This is a genomic window from Lysobacter niastensis, from assembly GCF_031457115.1.
In the GTDB taxonomy this organism is placed as follows: Bacteria; Pseudomonadota; Gammaproteobacteria; order Xanthomonadales; family Xanthomonadaceae; genus Lysobacter_J; species Lysobacter_J niastensis_A.
Genome location: NZ_JAVDVY010000002.1, coordinates 1,085,074 through 1,102,828, shown reverse-complemented (window position 1 = coordinate 1,102,828; position 17,755 = coordinate 1,085,074). Strand labels below are relative to the sequence as shown.

General features: G+C 65.9%; 16 protein-coding genes. 13 read left to right on the top strand and 3 right to left on the bottom strand.

Features of this window, described 5'->3' with window-relative positions:
• Positions 1–22 precede the first annotated feature (22 nt).
• The 3 genes from J2X06_RS14350 to J2X06_RS14340 all read left to right on the top strand — a co-directional run bounded on the left by J2X06_RS14350 (position 23) and on the right by J2X06_RS14340 (position 3,872).
• The gene (locus J2X06_RS14350; protein WP_310063504.1) at positions 23–1,027 is read left to right on the top strand and encodes a YheT family hydrolase; all 1,005 of its coding nucleotides are present in this window, start codon (positions 23–25) and stop codon (positions 1,025–1,027) included.
• 91 nt (positions 1,028–1,118) lie between these two features.
• Entirely contained in the window at positions 1,119–3,191 is a 2,073-nt protein-coding gene (locus J2X06_RS14345) for a tetratricopeptide repeat protein (protein ID WP_310063503.1), read from the top strand.
• A gap of 54 nt (positions 3,192–3,245) precedes the next feature.
• The gene (locus J2X06_RS14340) at positions 3,246–3,872 is read left to right on the top strand and encodes a YbhB/YbcL family Raf kinase inhibitor-like protein (protein WP_310063501.1); all 627 of its coding nucleotides are present in this window, start codon (positions 3,246–3,248) and stop codon (positions 3,870–3,872) included.
• A gap of 88 nt (positions 3,873–3,960) precedes the next feature.
• On the opposite strand, the gene J2X06_RS14335 is transcribed toward J2X06_RS14340, so the two are convergent.
• Entirely contained in the window at positions 3,961–4,815 is an 855-nt protein-coding gene (locus tag J2X06_RS14335; RefSeq protein WP_310063499.1) for an undecaprenyl-diphosphate phosphatase, read from the bottom strand.
• A gap of 451 nt (positions 4,816–5,266) precedes the next feature.
• Here J2X06_RS14335 and J2X06_RS14330 point away from each other — a divergent pair, with 451 nt between their 5' ends.
• The 6 genes from J2X06_RS14330 to J2X06_RS14305 all read left to right on the top strand — a co-directional run bounded on the left by J2X06_RS14330 (position 5,267) and on the right by J2X06_RS14305 (position 12,324).
• Complete coding sequence (locus tag J2X06_RS14330; protein WP_310063497.1) at positions 5,267–6,076, top strand: DUF2092 domain-containing protein; 810 nt, start codon at positions 5,267–5,269, stop codon at positions 6,074–6,076.
• Positions 6,073–6,600, top strand: a complete 528-nt coding sequence (locus tag J2X06_RS14325) for a hypothetical protein (protein ID WP_310063495.1) — start codon at positions 6,073–6,075, stop codon at positions 6,598–6,600. The genes J2X06_RS14330 and J2X06_RS14325 overlap by 4 nt, the downstream gene beginning before the upstream one ends.
• Before the next feature lie 55 nt (positions 6,601–6,655).
• The gene (locus tag J2X06_RS14320) at positions 6,656–9,238 is read left to right on the top strand and encodes a hypothetical protein (protein ID WP_310063493.1); all 2,583 of its coding nucleotides are present in this window, start codon (positions 6,656–6,658) and stop codon (positions 9,236–9,238) included.
• Positions 9,239–9,271: 33 nt separating this feature from the next.
• Positions 9,272–10,237, top strand: coding sequence for a SphA family protein (locus tag J2X06_RS14315; protein ID WP_310063491.1), 966 nt, complete (start codon positions 9,272–9,274; stop codon positions 10,235–10,237).
• 139 nt (positions 10,238–10,376) lie between these two features.
• Complete coding sequence (locus J2X06_RS14310; protein WP_310063489.1) at positions 10,377–11,546, top strand: BamA/TamA family outer membrane protein; 1,170 nt, start codon at positions 10,377–10,379, stop codon at positions 11,544–11,546.
• A 115-nt stretch (positions 11,547–11,661) separates the two neighbouring features.
• The gene (locus tag J2X06_RS14305; protein WP_310063488.1) at positions 11,662–12,324 is read left to right on the top strand and encodes a MarC family protein; all 663 of its coding nucleotides are present in this window, start codon (positions 11,662–11,664) and stop codon (positions 12,322–12,324) included.
• A gap of 6 nt (positions 12,325–12,330) precedes the next feature.
• On the opposite strand, the gene J2X06_RS14300 is transcribed toward J2X06_RS14305, so the two are convergent.
• The gene (locus J2X06_RS14300) at positions 12,331–13,071 is read right to left on the bottom strand and encodes a hypothetical protein (protein ID WP_310063486.1); all 741 of its coding nucleotides are present in this window, start codon (positions 13,069–13,071) and stop codon (positions 12,331–12,333) included.
• Complete coding sequence (locus tag J2X06_RS14295) at positions 13,068–13,547, bottom strand: phosphate-starvation-inducible PsiE family protein (RefSeq protein WP_310063484.1); 480 nt, start codon at positions 13,545–13,547, stop codon at positions 13,068–13,070. The genes J2X06_RS14300 and J2X06_RS14295 overlap by 4 nt, the downstream gene beginning before the upstream one ends.
• 396 nt (positions 13,548–13,943) lie before the next feature.
• Here J2X06_RS14295 and J2X06_RS14290 point away from each other — a divergent pair, with 396 nt between their 5' ends.
• The 4 genes from J2X06_RS14290 to J2X06_RS14275 all read left to right on the top strand — a co-directional run bounded on the left by J2X06_RS14290 (position 13,944) and on the right by J2X06_RS14275 (position 17,744).
• Positions 13,944–14,483 (top strand): DUF4136 domain-containing protein, encoded by a 540-nt coding sequence (locus J2X06_RS14290; RefSeq protein WP_310063482.1) that lies wholly within the window; start codon positions 13,944–13,946, stop codon positions 14,481–14,483.
• Positions 14,484–14,675: 192 nt separating this feature from the next.
• Positions 14,676–16,085 (top strand): type I glutamate--ammonia ligase, encoded by a 1,410-nt coding sequence (glnA, locus tag J2X06_RS14285; protein ID WP_310063480.1) that lies wholly within the window; start codon positions 14,676–14,678, stop codon positions 16,083–16,085.
• A 543-nt stretch (positions 16,086–16,628) separates the two neighbouring features.
• Complete coding sequence (locus J2X06_RS14280; protein ID WP_310063478.1) at positions 16,629–17,381, top strand: TorF family putative porin; 753 nt, start codon at positions 16,629–16,631, stop codon at positions 17,379–17,381.
• Positions 17,382–17,405: 24 nt separating this feature from the next.
• Positions 17,406–17,744: a P-II family nitrogen regulator gene (locus tag J2X06_RS14275; protein ID WP_310063476.1), complete on the top strand. Its 339-nt coding sequence runs from the start codon at positions 17,406–17,408 to the stop codon at positions 17,742–17,744.
• Positions 17,745–17,755: the final 11 nt, after the last annotated feature.

Here is a 17,755-nt window from a genome sequence, read left to right as displayed (position 1 = left end):
ACGACGGACTATCGTCGAGCACATGCTGAAACCGGGCACGCTGACCGCCGCCGACTACCGCCCGCCGCAATGGCTGCGCAACCCGCACGTGCAGTCGGTGCTGGGCACCAGCTCGCTGCGCCGTCGCCAGGGCGAGCGCGACCTCGACGCCCTGGGCGCGGTCACGCGCCCATACCTCATCGATGGCGGCGACGGCGTGCGCCTGCAGGGCCTGCACAGCGTGATCCCGGATGCGCCGGCCAAAGGCATGGTGCTGCTGCTGCACGGTTGGGAGGGCAGCGCCGATTCCAGCTACATGCGGCTGACCGCGGCGCAGCTGCTGCGCCGGGGATTCGAGGTGTTCCGGCTCAATTTCCGCGACCACGGCGGCACCCACCACCTCAATGAAGGCCTGTTCCACTCCAACCGCATCGACGAAGTCGTGCATGCGGCCTGCGAGGTGGCACAGCGCTTCCCGTGCCGGCCGATGTCGGTGGCCGGCTATTCGCTCGGCGGCAACTTCGCCCTGCGCCTGGCCTTGCGCGCCCCCTCGGTCGGACTGCCGCTGGCGCACGTCGCCGCGGTCTGCCCGGTGCTCGATCCGGCGCGCACGATGGATGCGATGGAACACGGCCTGCCGGTGTACCTGTGGTATTTCGAGCGCAAATGGCGCGGATCGCTGGCGCGCAAGCGCGAGCTGTTCCCGCAGACGCATGCCTTCGACGACCGGGTGCTGGGCCTGCGCATGCGCCCGCTGACGCAATGGATGGTCGAGCGCCACACCGAATTCGGTTCGCTGGAGCGGTATTTCGACGGCTACTCCATCGCCGGTGAGCGCCTGTCGGCCCTGCAGGTGCCGGCCAGCATCCTGATGGCCCAGGACGATCCGGTGATCCCGGTCGACGGGTTCCATTCGCTGCGCCTGCCGGAAACGGCGCGCCTGGAGATATCGCCTTGGGGCGGGCATTGCGCCTTCCTCGAAAGCGCCCGGCTGGACGGCTTCGCCGAGCGCTGGATCGCCCAACGCCTGGACGACGCGACCGGCTGAGCTCGCGGGCGCCTGCGGTGTGCCTGGTGACTCCGGGCAGCGCCCTTCGCAACGGCTACAATCGCCGATTCGTCCGTATTTCGAGCCGTCCATGTACCAACCGATTCTCGACGCCCTGCGTCGTGGCGCCGCCGCCGAGGCCCTGGCCGCCGCGCGCGAGGCCGTTGCCGCCCAGCCGCAAGATGCCACTTCCCACCGCCTGCTCGCCGCCGCACTTCGCCTGGACGGCGATCGCGAGGGCGCCATCGCCGCCATCGACCAGGCCATTGCGTTGGCTCCGGATGACGCCAACGTCCACCTGGAACGCGCCGGCCTGCTGCTGCAGGAGCGCCAGCTCGACGAGGCTCAGGCCGCGCTTGCGCGCGCCGTCGGCCTCGATCCCAACCAGTTCCCCGCCTACATCGTGCAGGCACAGCTCGCGCTGGGCCGCGGCGATCTCGACGACGCCGAGCGCGTTGTCCGCATCGCTTCGCGCATCGCACCCGAGCATCCGCACGTGGCGGCGGTCGAAGGCACGCTTGCGCTGCGTCGCGGCGACGCCGACAACGCCCTGACCATCCTGAGCCGGGCCGCCGAACGCGCGCCGGACGACATGCAGCTGCGTCACTCGCTCGGTTTCGCCTATCTGGCCAAGGGGCATCTGGCCTTCGCCGAACAGGCGTTCCGCCGCATGCTGGAAGCCAACCCTGGCTCGCGTCCGCTGCGCGCGCTGGTGGCCGATGTCATCCGTCGCCAGGGCCGCATGGCTGAGGCCGCCGATGAGCTGGCACCGCTGCTCGAAGGTGCCGGCGCGACGCCGGCCCTGCACGCGGTGGTCGGTGAAATGGAGCTGGCTGCCGGCCGCAACGAGCGCGCCCTGGCCGTGCTGCGCCCCGCCTTCGCCGCACATCCGAGCGAACGACGCGTCGTGGCCGCGATGTGCGAGACCTGGCGCCGACTCGGCGCCGAGAGCGAGGCCCGCGACACGCTCGACACCGCATTGACCGAGCACCCGCAAGCCGCCGACCTGTGGCATGCGCGCCTGCTGTTCGAACCGTTTGCCGAGCAGGGTGCGCGCACCGTGGTCGAGCGCTGGCTGCAGGCGATGCCGGACTTCGTGCCGGCGCTGCAGGCGATGGCGACCATCCACCAGCAGGCCGGTGAAAGCGAGCAGGCCGAAGCCATTGCCGTGCGGATTACCGAAATCGAGCCCGGCCACACCCAGGCCGAGCTGCGCGTGGTCGACCATCTGCTGCAGCGCGATCCGGAAGCGGCCGTGACCCGCATCGAAGGCCTGATCGGCCTCGCCCAGGACGAGAACGTCAAGCGCAACCTGCGGCAGTTGCTGGGTCGTGCGCTCGACATTGCCGGTCACCCGGCCGCTGCGACGGAAACCTGGACCGAAGTGCACGCCGAGCACGCGCCGCAGCGCCTGCCGCTGCCGCCGACCGGCACGCGAACCGGCGACTGGCCGGCGCTGGCGCCGAAGCCGGAAGGCGTCAACAGCGTGCTGTTGCTGTGGGGCCTGCCCGGTTCGCTGGTCGAGCGTGTCGCCCATACCTTCGACCTGGCCGGCATGCCGCTGCGCGCCGACCGGTTCGGACCGCAGCCGCCCAACGACCTGTTCCAGCGCTACGACACGATCACCTCGCTGGATTCGGGTTCCGCCGATCCCCAGGCGCTGGTCGCGCAGTGGCGCGAGCAATTGCCCGCGCGCGGCATCCGCAACGGCGTGATCTTCGACTGGCTGCTGTTGTGGGACAACGCGCTGCTGCGCGCGCTGCGCCCGCAGCTGCCCGAGGCGGTGCTGATGGCGGTGATCCGCGATCCGCGCGACATGCTGCTGGACTGGCTGGCCTTCGGTGCGCCGGCGCCGTTCGCGTTGGAGTCGCCCGTGGTTGCCGCACGCTGGCTGGCGCAATCGCTGGAGCAAGTGGCCGATCTGCAGGAGCAGGATCTGTTCCCGCATCGCGTGCTCAAGCTCGACGGCATCGAGTACACCGAGCGCGGCATCGGCCAGGCCATCGCCGATGCATTGCAGATCACCATCGAAGCCGCGCCGCCGGTGGCGCTCGGCCCCCCGCATTTCGAGGCGGGTCACTGGCGCACCTATGCCGGGCCGCTGGCCGAGGCCTTCGCGCTGCTGGCGCCGGTGGCACAGCGCCTGGGCTATCCGGCCGCCTGATCCCTCCCGGGATCTTCGCGACCACATCGATACGTCACGCAACCAGGAGGCGACATGCGGATCCACAGCGACAGTTTCGAACATCGCCAGCGCTTGCCGGTGGAATTCGCGGCCGGCCGGGCCACGGCTGACGGTTTCGGCTTCGCGCCGAACCGCAATCCGCACCTGGCCTGGGACGACGTACCGGAAGGCACCAGGTCGTTCGCGTTGCTGTGCATCGATCCCGACGTGCCGACCGTGCCGGAAATGGTCGGCAAGCAGGGCGTGCTGATCCCGTCCGACCAGCCGCGCTGCGATTTCGTGCATTGGGCGATGGCCGACATCCCCGCCGCCGTGCGCGAGATCGCGGCAGGCAGCTGCAGCGATGGCGTGGTTGCGCACGGCAAACCCGACCCGGCCGGTCCGGCAGGGTCGCGACAGGGACTCAACGACTACACCGGGTGGTTCGCCGCCGCCCCGTCGATGTCCGGCGACTGGCTGGGCTACGACGGCCCGTTCCCGCCGCCCAACGACCTGCGCCTGCACCGCTACTTCTTCCGCGTGTTCGCGCTGGATGTCGACAAGCTGCCGCTGCCGGAGAAGTTCACCGCTGCCGACGTCTTCGCCGCCATGCACGCTCACGTGCTGGAGGAGGCGACCATCTACGGCACGTATTCGCTGAATCCCTCGGTCGAGGGCTAACCTTGTCCGATGCCGGGCGTGCGCGCCGTAGCTGCGACGCGCGCAAGGCGCTGTGGGGCGTCGGCAGTGACGCCCTCGCGGCGTGCCATCAGCTCCCGGCCGGCACCAGCAGCAACAGCGCGCAGCCGAGGAAGAACCGGTAGATCGCGAACACGGTGAAACGATGGCTCTGGATGTAATGCAGCAGCCACTTCACCGCGATGAACGCCGTGATCGCCGAAGCGACAAAGGCGACCGCAAGCGCGGTCCAGTCCTCGTGGACGGCTCCGCCGTTGCCCAGCACGTGCAGCAACTCGTAGGCGGTCGCGGCGAACATGGTCGGGATGCCGACCAGGAACGTGAATTCGGTGGCGGCGGCGCGCGACGTGGTGCCAGCCAGCAACGCTATGAAAATCGTCGCACCCGAACGTGACGTGCCGGGGAACACCCCGGCCACGACCTGCGCGATGCCGACCAGGATCGCCACGGTCCAGGTGATCACCGTTCGCTCGCCGATCGCGGCGGCGCGCTTGGCGGCGAAATGTTCCGCCGCGATCATCCAGAAAGCTCCCAGCACCAGCGCCCATGCGATCGGCGTGACATGGTCGGGCAACTCGAAGCCCAGCTTCTTGACCACCACGCCCAGCACCGCGGTCACGCCGAAAGCCGCTGCCAGCTTGAAGGCGTAATCGCGCGCCTGCGCCACCGTCATCGCCATGTGGGAGGGGCTGTGCTCCGCGCTGGCTTCGCGGCCGGCAAAGGCCATCGCCAGGTCCCACAGGCGCTGGCGGTAGATCACCACCACGGCCAGGATCGCGCCCGCCTGAATGGAGATGTTGAACAGGTCCGAGCGGTGTCCGAGCCAACGCTCGGCGATCAGCAGGTGACCGGTGCTGGAGATCGGCAGGAACTCGGTGATGCCTTCGATGATGCCGAGCAACAGCGCGGCGAGCAGATCGGTCATGCGGGACGGTTTCGTGAATGGAGAAGCGGCGCGCCAGCATAGCCGAACGCGCAGAACCGGCATTGCGGCGCCTGCAATACCAATGACCGGCGTCTCGCTTCACGTGCCCTAGACGGCGCATTCACGAAGGTTACTGCCGGTTCAATCATCGATGCCGGGCTCGCGCCGGCAACCGCCGGCAGGAGCAGGCTTGCGGCAACCGCGTGCCAATGACGGCGCACGCCTGCGGTGATGGATCGCCTTGCACAGGCAGAGGAGGGTGAGCGACACGAACGGCTTCAGCGCCCCGACGATGGGTCCCGGCTCGCTCTGTTCGCCTGTTTGCGCGTGCCATCTCACCGGTTGCATCCGGGCGCCCGATCGCATCCGCCAGCCGCTGTACCCAGACACTCCGCGGCACCACCCGAGCAGCAAGCTCGCCTTCAACATTTCTCCCCCAGGAGGGCGCGTCATGAGAGCAATACCGCTGTATCTGGCTGTTGGCGTGGCGCTGCTGTCACCCTTGCCCGCCGCCGCGCAGTCGTCCGCATCCGCAAAGGCCGGATCGGACAGCACGGCCACCGCATCGGCGGTCGATCCCAGGGCCGTGGCCGCGCTGGAGAAGATGGGCACGTACCTGCGCACGTTGAAGCAGTTCAGCGTGCACGGCGACAGCACCTTCGACCTGGTGGTGGATAACGGGCAGAAGCTCCAGTTTCCCGGCACCATCGATTACAGGGTCCGCGCCCCCAATGCACTGGCCATCGACCTCAAGACCGACCGCAAGGATCGCCAGCTGTTCTACGACGGCAAGCAGTTGACCGTCTACGGCGCCAAGACCGGTTACTACGCCACCATCGATGCGCCGCCTACGACCCGCGAACTGCTGGCCATCATCGAAGACGACTACGGCATCGAGTTGCCGCTGGTCGACCTGTTCCTTTGGGGCACCGACAAGGCGTCGACCTCGGCGCTGACCTGGGCCACGTTCGTGGGTCCGGCGCGCATCAACGGCACCGCCACCGACCACTACGCATTCCGCCAGGAGGGCGTGGACTGGCAGGTCTGGATCGAGCAGGGCAGCAAGCCATTGCCGCGCAGGATGGTGATCACCACCACCGACGAGCCAAGCCAGCCCCAATACACATCGACGCTGACCTGGAACACCAACGCCACGTTCAAGGATTCGAACTTCACTTTCGCCCCGCCCAAGGATGCCAAGCGCATCCAGTTGGTCAAGGTGGCGCTGGTGGATGAAACCGGTCAGGAGGGAACGCCATGAACATCCTTCGCAAAGCTTCGGTGCTGGGCCTCGGGCTTGCCCTGTTCGCCGGAACCGCCGCGCTGCTGGCCGTGAGCACCGACGCGGCGGCGCGTGGCGGCGCACGTGCCAGCGTCAACCATGCCGGTGGCGGCGGCAACCGGGCTGCTGCCGCCAATCGCGGCGCGGGCACGCATCAGGCCGCCAACGTCAACCGCAGCAACGTCCAGAACGTGAACCGCAACACCAACGTCAACCGCAACACCAACGTCAATCGCAACACCAGCATCCACAACGAAGTCGACATCGATGTCGACCACGGTTGGGACAACGGGTGGAACGACCATCCGGTCGCCACGGCCGCGGCGGTGACGACGGCCGTAGCGGTGACCTCGGCGGCGATCGGGTCGATCGTGCATTCGGTGCCACCCAGCTGCGTATCCACGGTGGTCAATGGCATCGCCTACCAGCAATGCGGCAGCACCTGGTACCAGCCGCAGTACGCCGGCACGTCGGTCCAGTACGTGGTCGTCGATGCACCGTGATCGCTGCCGGGCCGTTTTCGCCGCGTTTCCGATCCACACCGTTCTGGGGTAGGCCATGCGCACGCTTCCGAAGTTAGCTTGTCTCGGTATCGCCCTGGCGTTGCTGGGTTCGCCATGGATGGCCAGCTCGCAGGCCTCGGATCCGGCGGCGTCGCAGGCGAACATCGACGCGCGTCCGTTCCCCCGCGAGTTCACCGTCAAAGGCACGAGCTTCAACGTCCATCAGCCGCAGTTCGACAGCTGGGAAGGCAACCAGCTCAAGGGTCGCTTCGCGATGTCGGTGAAGACCGGCACGCACAGCGGCGCGAACGGCAAGGCCCAGGACACGTACGACTACGGCGTCGTGCAGTTCCAGGCGCGCACCGAAGTCGACAAGGAGGCGCGCGCGGTGGTGTTGACGGATCTCCAACTGCCCGGCGCCAGCTTCCCGACGTCCACCGCCAAGCAGGATCAATACCTGCAGCTGGCCCGCGAGCAGCTGAAACAGAAATCCACGATGACGATATCGCTGGATCAGCTTGAAGCGGCCATGGCGATCGCCAAGGTCGATGCCGCGACGCCGCAATCGCTGCCCGTGCGCAACGATCCGCCCGACATCATCTTCAGTACCGAACCGGCGGTGCTGATGCTGGTCGATGGCGAGCCTGTGCTCAAGCCAAGCGGCGTCGGAGGCGTGCAGCGCGTGATCAACACCCGTTCGCTGCTGCTGCAGAAGGGCGGCCAGTATTTCACGGTAGTCAGTGGCCATTGGGCCAGCGCCCCGACGTTGGCCGGCCCGTGGACGGCGGTGGCCAGCGTCGACCCGGCGCTGGTCCAGGCCAAGCAGAAGGCGCTGGACAGCAAGCAGGTCGACGCGCTCGACAATCCGCCCGACGCGCTCAAGCAGGACTACGCTGCCGGCCGCGTTCCGGTCATCCATGTGCGCACCAGGCCGGCCGAGTTCATCTCGGTGCAGGGCGAGCCGCAATTCGTAGCGGTGCCGGGCACCAAGCTGACCTACATCGACAACACCGGCGCTGACGTTTTCGTCGATGCCGCGGCCAACAACGCCTGGTACGTGCTGGTGTCGGGCCGCTGGTTCACCGCACCAGGCAGCAAGGGCCCGTGGACCTATGTCGCGCCGGCGCGCCTGCCGGCGGAGTTCGGCAAGATCCCGCCCGACAGTCCCAAGAGCGGTGTGCTGGCGTCGATTCCGAACACGCCGGAGTCGAGGGAGGCGCTGATCGCCAACAACATTCCGCAGACCGCCGTGGTCAATCGCCAGCAAGCCCAGCTGAGCGTGCAGTACGACGGCGTGCCGCAGTTCGAGCCGATTCCGGGCACGCAGCTGCACTACGCGCACAACACGCCGGTGCCCGTCATCCAGGTTGCGCCGGACAGCTATTACGCGGTCGACAAGGGCATCTGGTTCACCGCCAAGGCGGCGACGGGGCCGTGGTCGGTCGCCACCAGTGTGCCCGCGCAGATCTACTCCATCCCGACCAGTTCGCCGTTGCATTACGTCACCTATGTGCGCGTGTATGGCCAGAGCGGCGACGACGTGTACGTGGGCTACACGCCGGGTTACTACGGCACGGTGGTCAGCGACGACGTGGTCGTCTATGGCACCGGCTACACCTGCGATCCGTGGGTGGGTGCTTACTGGTACGGCTGCCCGGCCACGTACGGCATGGGCGTGTACTTCGGCTGGAATGCCTGGGTGGGCTGGACCTTCGGCTGGGGCTGGGGCTGGTACGGCGGCTGGTACGGTCCGTACAACCCATGGTGGGGGCCGTGGTACGGACCGGCGTATCCGTGGGGCTGGTGGGGCGGCGGCGCCGCGGCTTGGAACGTCTATGGCCATTGGGGCAATGCGGCGGTGCGCGGCACGGCGGCGGCCTGGGCCAATCCGTGGACCGGCAACGTGGGACGGGGCGCGCGCGGAGGCTTCTACAACGAGGCCACCGGTGGCCGCGGTATCGGACGCGCCGGCGTCAACACCAACATTTACACCGGCACGACCAGCGCCGCTGCGCAGGGCATCCGCTACAACCCGCAGACCGGACGCGTCGTCGCCGGCACAGGCGCGGCGGCGGTGAATCCTTACACCGGACAAGCCGCTGCCGGCGGCCGGCGCACCGTGGTCAACACCAATACCGGGCGCGTGACGCAGCAGGCCGGTGGCGCGGTGGCCGGACCGGGTGGCGCTGCCGGTGCCGGCGCGTTCAACAGCCAGGGCGATCGCGTCGATGCCAAGGGCGCGGGCGGTTTCCACTACAACGCCGACACCGGCACGATGCACAAGGGCGGCGTCGTCAACGTCAACGACAACGTCTACGCAGGCCGCGACGGCAACGTCTACAAGTACGACAACGGGCAATGGCAGCAGGTCACCCGGCCGGAGTCGGGCGGCGCAGTCAATCGTGTCGATCCGGCCAGTCTCGACAGCGACCGCTACGCGCGCGAGCGCGGCAACGAGCGCATCCAGGGAGGCAGCGGATTCGACCAGGGCTCGCGGTCCACCCGCCCCGCCGGTGGATATAACCGACCTGCCGGCGGATACAACCGGCCCGCTGGGGGATACAGCCGTCCGGCCGGTGGATACCGGCCCAGCATGGGCGGTGGCATGCGCGGTGGCGGCGGCTTCCGCCGGCGCTGAGCGACTAAGCATTCCGAGGGAGGGAGTGTGGCGATGAAGGAAGGGATCCTGTGCACCGGTCTGCTCGGCGTGGCCGCGTCGTTCGCAATGGTCATGCCTGCGCATGCCGTCGAGGGCGCGCTGGGCCGAACCATCACCGGCACCAACATCATGTCCTATGCCGGCGTGGTGCCGCCCACGCCGGGCTTCACCATGGGATTGGGCTACGTCCACTACTCGGGCGACATCGGCGCTGATCGGCAGGTCCCGGTCAACAACCTGTTGACGCTGGGCCTGGACGCCACCTTCGACATGTTCTCGCTGACCGGCGTGTACGTCTGGGACACCGGCGAGGGCCGCTGGAACTTCGCCTCGATGGCTGCCCTGCCATTGGCCCAGGTCGATGTGGATGCCAACGTCAGCTTGGGGCCGCGCAGCGGTCAGGTCGGCGACAGCGATGGCTGGGGGCTGTTCGATCCGTTCTTCGCGCCCGTCATCGCCGGATACCACTTCGACCAGACGCACCACCTGTCGTTGTCCCTGTATGTCTATACCGACTGGGGCAGCTACGATCCCGACAGGCTGGCCAACCTCAGCCTCAACAACTGGACGTTCTCGCCGACCGTCGGCTACACGCAGTTGATGCAGAAGGGAACGCTGGAGCTCAGCCTGCTCGGTGCGGTCGATATCTACACCGAGAACGACGCCACCCACTACCAGAACGGCGCCGTGTTCCGCCTCGACGCGCAGTTGGTCAAGCGATTCGGCAACGGTTGGGGCATCGGCGGCATCGGTGGCTGGATCGAACAGTTCGAAGACGACGATCCCCCGATCGCCGGCCAGTTCGCGGCATTCAAGGGGTTCAAGGGGCGCGCCCTGGCACTGGGCCCCACCGTGAATTACACGAAGAAGTGGGAGGGCGGCCAAGTCGAGTTCGCGGCGCGATGGCTGCAGGAGTTCGACGTCAAGAACCGTCTCGAGGGCGATCCCTTGATGGTGACGGCGATGATCACGTTCTGAGCAGGAAAGGGAGCGACACTGCATGACGCACCCTGGCAGGTCTGCTCTGGGCGGTATAAAACGCGCGATTTTGCTTGGCGGCGGCAGTGCCCGATCGCGGATGGCGGCGACAGGCCTCCTGCTGGCGGCATCCATACCCGTGGCATCAAGCGCAGCCGACTCCACATCCACGTCCACATCCACATCCCCGACTGCCGCGCCTGCCGAGAAGGCCCCTCACGACAGCGATCGCATCGCGTTGTTCAAGGACCCGAAAGACGGCCATTTCGACACCTCGCGCTGGCTGCTGGACCATCGTGGATTCCTGCCCGTACCCATCGTCATCACCGATCCCGCGGTCGGCACCGGCGGTGGCGTCGCACTGACGTTCTTCCACCGACCGAAGGGCGCGGCCACCACCCGCAAGACCAGCGACGGGCACACGCGGACGATCACGCCGAACCTCTACGGAGTCGGTGCGATCCGCACCTCCGACGGCACCAGTGGTTATGGCGCCGGCGCGAGCATGCACTTCGATGAAGATCGCTGGCGTTACCGCGGAGGCGTTGCCAAGGCCGATATCAATCTCGACGTCTACACGCCAGGCACGCTGCTGCAGCCGCTTCAGATCGGCTACAACGTCGACGGCATCGTGTCGTTCCAGCAGGTATTCCGCCGACTGGGTGACGAGGACCTCTATCTGGGCCTGGCCTGGACCTACACCGACCTGGACATCTCCTTCGATTCCCAATCCGATCGCGGCCTGTTCACCGACCGTGAGTTGGCCCAGCGCAGCTCCGGGCTCGGCCTGTCGCTGGAGTACGACAGCCGCGACAACCCGTTCACGCCCAACAGCGGCTGGCTCGGGATGATCGAAGGCAACTTCTACGCCGACGCCATCGGCAGCGACAACGACTTCCAGAGCTACCGCGCGCACTCCTACGTCTACGTACCCGTCGCCGACAAACGACTGATCATCGGCGGTCGCCTCGATCTGCGCGCGGCCAACGGCGATGTCCCGTTCTATCGCCTGCCCTACATCGACCTGCGTGGCATCGGCTCCCTGCGGTACCAGGGCCAGCGTGTGGCCACCGTCGAAACCGAGTGGCGGTGGAACGTCACACAGCGCTGGGCGTTGATCGGATTCGCGGGCGCAGGGCGCACCTGGGGCCAACGCAAAGACTTCGGCGACGGTCCCAGCCGGGTCTCGAAGGGCGCCGGCTTTCGCTATCTGCTCGCCCGCCAGCTCGGGATGTACGTCGGCCTGGACTATGCCTGGGGCCCGGAGGACGAAACGTTCTATGTCCAGATCGGCAGCGCCTGGCGCTGACGCGGCCCCCTCACGACCTGCTCCGGCGCCGGTCTGCGTCTTTGTGGTGTAAAGACGCGCGGTTCCGCGCTTCTACTGAATATCACCCTGAACCACCGCATCGCAAGGTGAAGAAATGGATCCCGCGGTCACGCTGTTTGTCAGCATGTTCACCACGCTACTGGCGATCATCAATCCGCTGGAAGCCGTTCCCGTATTCCTTGGGTTGTTGGAAGGAAAGGGCGATGCGGAGCGTCAGCGTGTTGCGCGAAAGGCCTGCTGGAACGTCGTCCTGCTGACGTTCTTCTTCCTGATCTTCGGGAACGTGCTGCTGCGCCTGTTCGACGTCCCCTTGAGCATGGTCCGCGTGGTCGGAGGCGTGATCCTGATGCGCCTGGGGTTCGAGTTGTTCTCGCCTTCGCCAAGCGGCGGGATGATTCCCAGTGGCGGCAGCGGCGACCAGCACGTGTCGTTCATTCCCCTGGCGATGCCGATCATGTTCGGTCCGGGTGCCATCGCCACGGTGATCGGGCTCACCTCCACCATCAAGAGCTCGGGGCATCTGGTGCTGTCGTTCGCGGCGGCGTCAGCGGCAGTCTTCGCGGCGATATTCGTCACCTATCTGTCGCTGGTCTACGCAAAAGCCATCCTGAGCAAGATCGGCCCGCAGGGCATCGACGCAGCAAGCCGGATCGTGGGTTTCTTCGTCTCGGCAATGGGCGTGGCCCTGATATTCCACGGCACCGTGGAATTCCTGCAGTCTTACGGCGTGTTGCTCGGCAAGCCTGCGGGGCAATAACGCCCGTCAGAAGGTGAATGCGAATCCGACCGCCGGGCCGCTCATCGTGATGTCGGTGCTGGTGGGGCCGGATTCGACCTCGACCGAAAGATATCGGTAGCCGAACGCCCACGAGCCCCACTTCACCCGATACTGCGCGATCGCGCTGGCATTCCAGGTGCCTTCGGTGTCTCCGAAGGAGCCGTCGCCGCGCATGGTCAGGGCCCAGCGATCGGAAAGGTTCCACGTGTAGCGCAAGCCGACCATGAAATCGGCGTACGAGTCGTTGACGTTGCGCTCGACGGTGGGAAGCAGCGGGTCGTCCGGCTCGAACTTCACGTCCAGGTCCACGTCGATGTAGCGCAGGCCAGCGAACACATCCAGACCGCTATAGCGCCCATCGGCGGGATTCCACACCGCCGCCAGTTCCAGCAGCTGCGAGTCCAGCTGCGACCGCGTGCCGAACCGGTCGAAGTTCTTGCTGTCGCCCAAGCCCAGGAACGTGTAGTCGCCGAACACACCGAAGCGCTCGCCTTGCCCCTCTGCATGCATCTGGAAGGCGCCATCGATCTTGTCGATGATGTCCGAGAACGAATCTCTATTCGATACGGAAGGAAACCGATCTGTTTCCAGGTCTGTGCCGATGCTCGCCGCCCATAGATACGGAGCGACCTTCCATTCCCATTCGGCCGCCTGCGAAGTGGCGGAAGCGCCCATGAAGCCCAATGCGGCCATGCCGACTGCCACTGGTTTGGTCAACATGTTCATTGCTTGATCTCCTCGCGACTGGCTGTCGTGGACGACAGGGCCGTGTCCGCGCGCAAGCGACGCGCCAGGTAATAGCCGCCGACCAGTGCCGCGATCAGTGCCGCGATGCCGACCAGCGTGAGCCCGTCGACGTCCTCGAGTTCGAGTTCGACGATATGGCGACCCAAGGCGATGACCGCGACGATCAGCACCACTTCGAGTCGTATCCGATGTGATTTGAGGTAAGCGCGTACCGTCTCCAGCAATTCCAGGCCGATCAACACAAGCAGGATGCCGGCGAAGCCCTGCTGCATCGCCCTTTGCAGTTCGCCTGTGGTCTGGATGTTCAACAGGTCCGAGCGCGCGCCACGAAACAGCAGGTACACCAGGTCCAGCAGCCCGAGGACGATCATCACCATCAGCAGTACCTGCACCGCCGATACCACCCAATGCTCGAATCCGCGCGTGAAGGCTTCTTTGGGCCATAGGTCTTTCATGGCTTCGTCCCTGGGGGCACCCGCGGGTGCAACCGCGTAGAAAACGAAAGTGATTCGTGGCGACGGCCATTGCATCGGCCTCAAACCGCCAATGGCGCGTGCCTGTCGCGCATTCAGACGCGGATGACCATGCGACATGCGTACTCGCCATGCCGCAGCTCGCACTGAGCAGTGCATGGTTATACGCCACCTGGATAATCGATGCGGCGTTGCAGCACTTCATCGCTCTGTAACGCTACGTGACAGAAGCTAACGCGCTGCCGTTTACCCAGCCTCCGACTGTCTCGCAAGGCTCGCGAACGATGTCATGCAAATTGCATGCACGGCAGCAACGTTCTGATCGCGCGGTATCTGGCGCACGCCGTCTATCGGCCCCTCTCGAGAGTGGAGACGAACATGAAAGCACTGGCTTTGGCATTGATCCTGGTATCGGGGGTGGTCGTTGCGGCAACACCCAAGGTATCCACCGACTCCGATCCGCAAGCGCAGTTCAGCACCTACAAGACCTACTACTGGGCCATGCAGCCCCAAGGCAATTCGCCGCTGATGGCGCAACGCATCGTCGATGGCGTCAACTCGAGATTGCAGGCCAAGGGATGGCAGCTCGGCGCGAAGGGTGATGTCGCCGTCGCGGCGCACATCACGACCCAGGAAAAGCAGTCGCTCGACACGTTCTATAGCGGCGGTGCGATGGGTGGCTGGGGTTGGCGGGGCTTTGGTGGATTCGGCGGCGGCATGGCGACGACCACGGTCGATACCTTCGAGGAAGGAACGCTGGTCGTCGACATGTTCGACAGCCGCACACAGAAGGCGATCTGGAGGGGCACGGCCACCGGCGCGGTCTCCAGCAAGTCCAACAAGACCGAGGCCGAGATCGACAAGAGCCTGGACAAGATGTTCGCGGCGTTCCCGCCGGGCAGCGGCACCGGCAAGTAGCGGCAATCGCAGGCCAACGGCAATCCGGAAGCGCCCCATCCTTGTGCGGCGCACCTTTTTGGTGCGAACGTCGACTCGGTCCGGATGGGGCGCTGTGACTAATTAATTGAAAATCAATATCTTACGATTTCAAAAAAGTTGGCATGCGACTTGCTTGGTAGTAGACATCGCTCACCACCAAGGCCAGTCGCCATGTCCCTCGAACACGTAGAAAAGCTCATCAAGGATCACAAGGTCGAGTTCGTCGACCTGCGTTTCGTCGACATGCGCGGCGTGCAGCATCACGTGACCTTCCCCAAGTCGATCGTCGAGCCGAGCCTGTTCGAGGACGGCAAGATGTTCGACGGTTCGTCGATCTCCGGCTGGAAGGGCATCAACGAGTCCGACATGGTGCTGCTGCCCGACGCGTCCACCGCGTTCCTGGATCCGTTCACCGCAGATCCGACCGTCGTGCTGACCTGCGACATCCTCGATCCAGCGACCATGCAGGCCTACTCGCGCGATCCGCGCGGCGTCGCCAAGCGCGCCGAGGCCTTCCTCAAGTCCAGCGGCATCGCCGACCAGGCCTTCTTCGGTCCGGAGCCGGAATTCTTCATCTTCGATTCGGTCCGCTTCGCCAATGAAATGGGCCACACCTTCTTCCACATCGACTCGGAAGAAGCGCACTGGAACTCCGGCCGCGAATACGACGGCGGCAACACCGGCTACCGTCCGATGGTGAAGGGCGGCTACTTCCCGGTCGCTCCGCTGGACTCGCTGCACGACCTGCGCGCCGAGATGTGCAAGACGCTGGAACAGGTCGGCATGGAAGTCGAAGTGCACCACCACGAAGTGGCCAACGCCGGCCAGTGCGAGATCGGTACCAAGTTCAACTCGCTGGTCAAGAAGGCCGACGAGCTGATGACGATGAAGTACGTCATCAAGAACGTCGCCCACCGCAACGGCAAGACCGCGACCTTCATGCCCAAGCCGATCGTCGGCGACAACGGCAGCGGCATGCACGTGCACCAGTCGCTGGCCAAGGGCGGCGTCAACCTGTTCACCGGCGACGGCTACGGCGGCCTGTCGCAGATGGCGCTGTGGTACATCGGCGGCATCTTCAAGCACGCACGCGCGCTGAACGCCTTCACCAACTCGGGCACCAACAGCTACAAGCGCCTCGTGCCGGGCTATGAGGCCCCCGTGATGCTGGCCTACTCGGCCCGCAACCGTTCGGCCAGCTGCCGCATTCCGTTCGTGTCCAACCCGAAGGCGCGCCGCATCGAGATCCGCTTCCCCGATCCGATCCAGTCGGGTTACCTGACCTTCGCCGCGCTGATGATGGCCGGCCTGGACGGCATCAAGAACCAGATCGACCCGGGCGCACCGAGCGACAAGGACCTGTACGACCTGCCGCCGGAGGAAGAGAAGAACATCCCGACCGTGTGCCACAGCCTCGACCAGGCGCTGGAAGCCCTCGACAAGGATCGCGACTTCCTCAAGGCCGGCGGCGTGTTCACCGACGACTTCATCGACGGCTACATCGCGCTGAAGATGCAGGAAGTGACCCGCTTCCGCGCCGCCACGCACCCGCTCGAGTACCAGATGTACTACACGGTCTGATGACCTTTAACCCCTCCCTTTCGCCGCTGGCGAAGGGGAGGGCCGGGGCGGGGTATCGCTTTGCGCTGCAGGTAACTACACCGAGCAAAAGCACCCAACCCAACCTCCTCCGGCCCGCTGCGCAGGCAACGGGAGGAGCTGAAACGCTGCACCGCCGCGCGGCCATTCCCTGCGCGGCGCGCTTTGCCTCCCGCCCGTGGCCATCCCTCCGGGCGCGGACCGCTCAATGCCCCGTGGCCCCGCCCGGCGGCGCATCACGTCCGTCTCGCGGCCGTCCCTGCGAGCGCGCATCACGTCCACCCGCGGCCGTCCCTGTGGGCATGCATCAGCGACGGTCTGCCCGTCGATCCGCCACACCTCCCGAATGAAAAACGGTGCCGTGTCGTCACGGCGCACCGGGCCACTGCGCCCGCGATGGGACATTCGCGGACAACCGAACGCAATCGCAGCAACGCCGGTGCAGTGGGGCTGCATCGGCAGGCAACACGAACAACGAAAGCCAATGACCGGGGAGGGGCTAACCAACATGAGGAGCCTGGTGTCATGAAGCATCAATCCGTTGCAGTCGTTCCAAGCCTCGCCATTGCCGTACTGCTGACGCTCGCTCCTGTGGAAATGGCGCGCGCCGGTGTGTCCGGCTCCGTAGCGCTGACCAGCGACTACATCTTCCGCGGCGTTTCGCAGACCAACCAGGAGCCAGCGCTCCAGGCCGGGCTGGAGTACGCCGCCGACAGCGGCTTTTACGTCGGAACGTGGGGAAGCAACATCAACTGGCTGTCGGATCTGTCCACGACGCAAGCACCTATATCCAGCAGCCTCGAACTCGATGCTTACGCCGGCTATCGAGGCAAGTTCGGCGACAGCGTCGGCTTCGACGTCGGTGCGCTGTACTACTGGTATCCCGGCGACTTTCCGTCCGGCTTCAACAGCGCCGACACCGCCGAGCTCTACTTTGGCATCAGCGCCGGCGTGTTCTCGGTCAAGTACTCCTACGCGCTCACCGACCTGTTCGGCTACGCCGATTCGGACGGCAGCGGCTATCTCGATGCGGCGGTGAACTGGGAGTTCGTGCCGACCTGGACGCTCAACGTCCACGGTGGCAAGCAGTGGATCGAGAACAACGGGGCCTTCGAATACACCGACTGGAAGCTCGGCGTGACCAAGTCCTTCGACGGCGGATTTGCCGTGGCGCTCGCCTACACCGATACCGACACGGAACGGGCGCTATACACCAATGCGCACGGCAACTACATCGGCGACGACACGGTGGTTCTGACGCTCACCAGGACGTTCTAGCCCTTCAACCAACGGAGCTGTGAGATGAAACTGATCACCGCGATCATCCGGCCGTTCAAGCTCGACGAGGTGCGCGAAGCGCTTACCGACGTGGGCGTGTCCGGCATCACCGTTACCGAGGTCAAGGGCTTCGGACGGCAGAAAGGCCACACCGAGCTCTACCGTGGCGCCGAATACGTCGTCGATTTCCTGCCCAAGCTCAAGGTCGAATGCGCCGTCCCCGAGGCGCTGGTCGACGCCGCCCTGGAGGCGCTGCAGAACGCGGCGCGCACCGGCAAGGTCGGCGATGGAAAGATCTTCGTGCAGGCGCTGGAGCGCTCGGTGCGCATCCGCACCGGCGAGATCGATGACGATGCGTTGTGAGGAGGCGACGA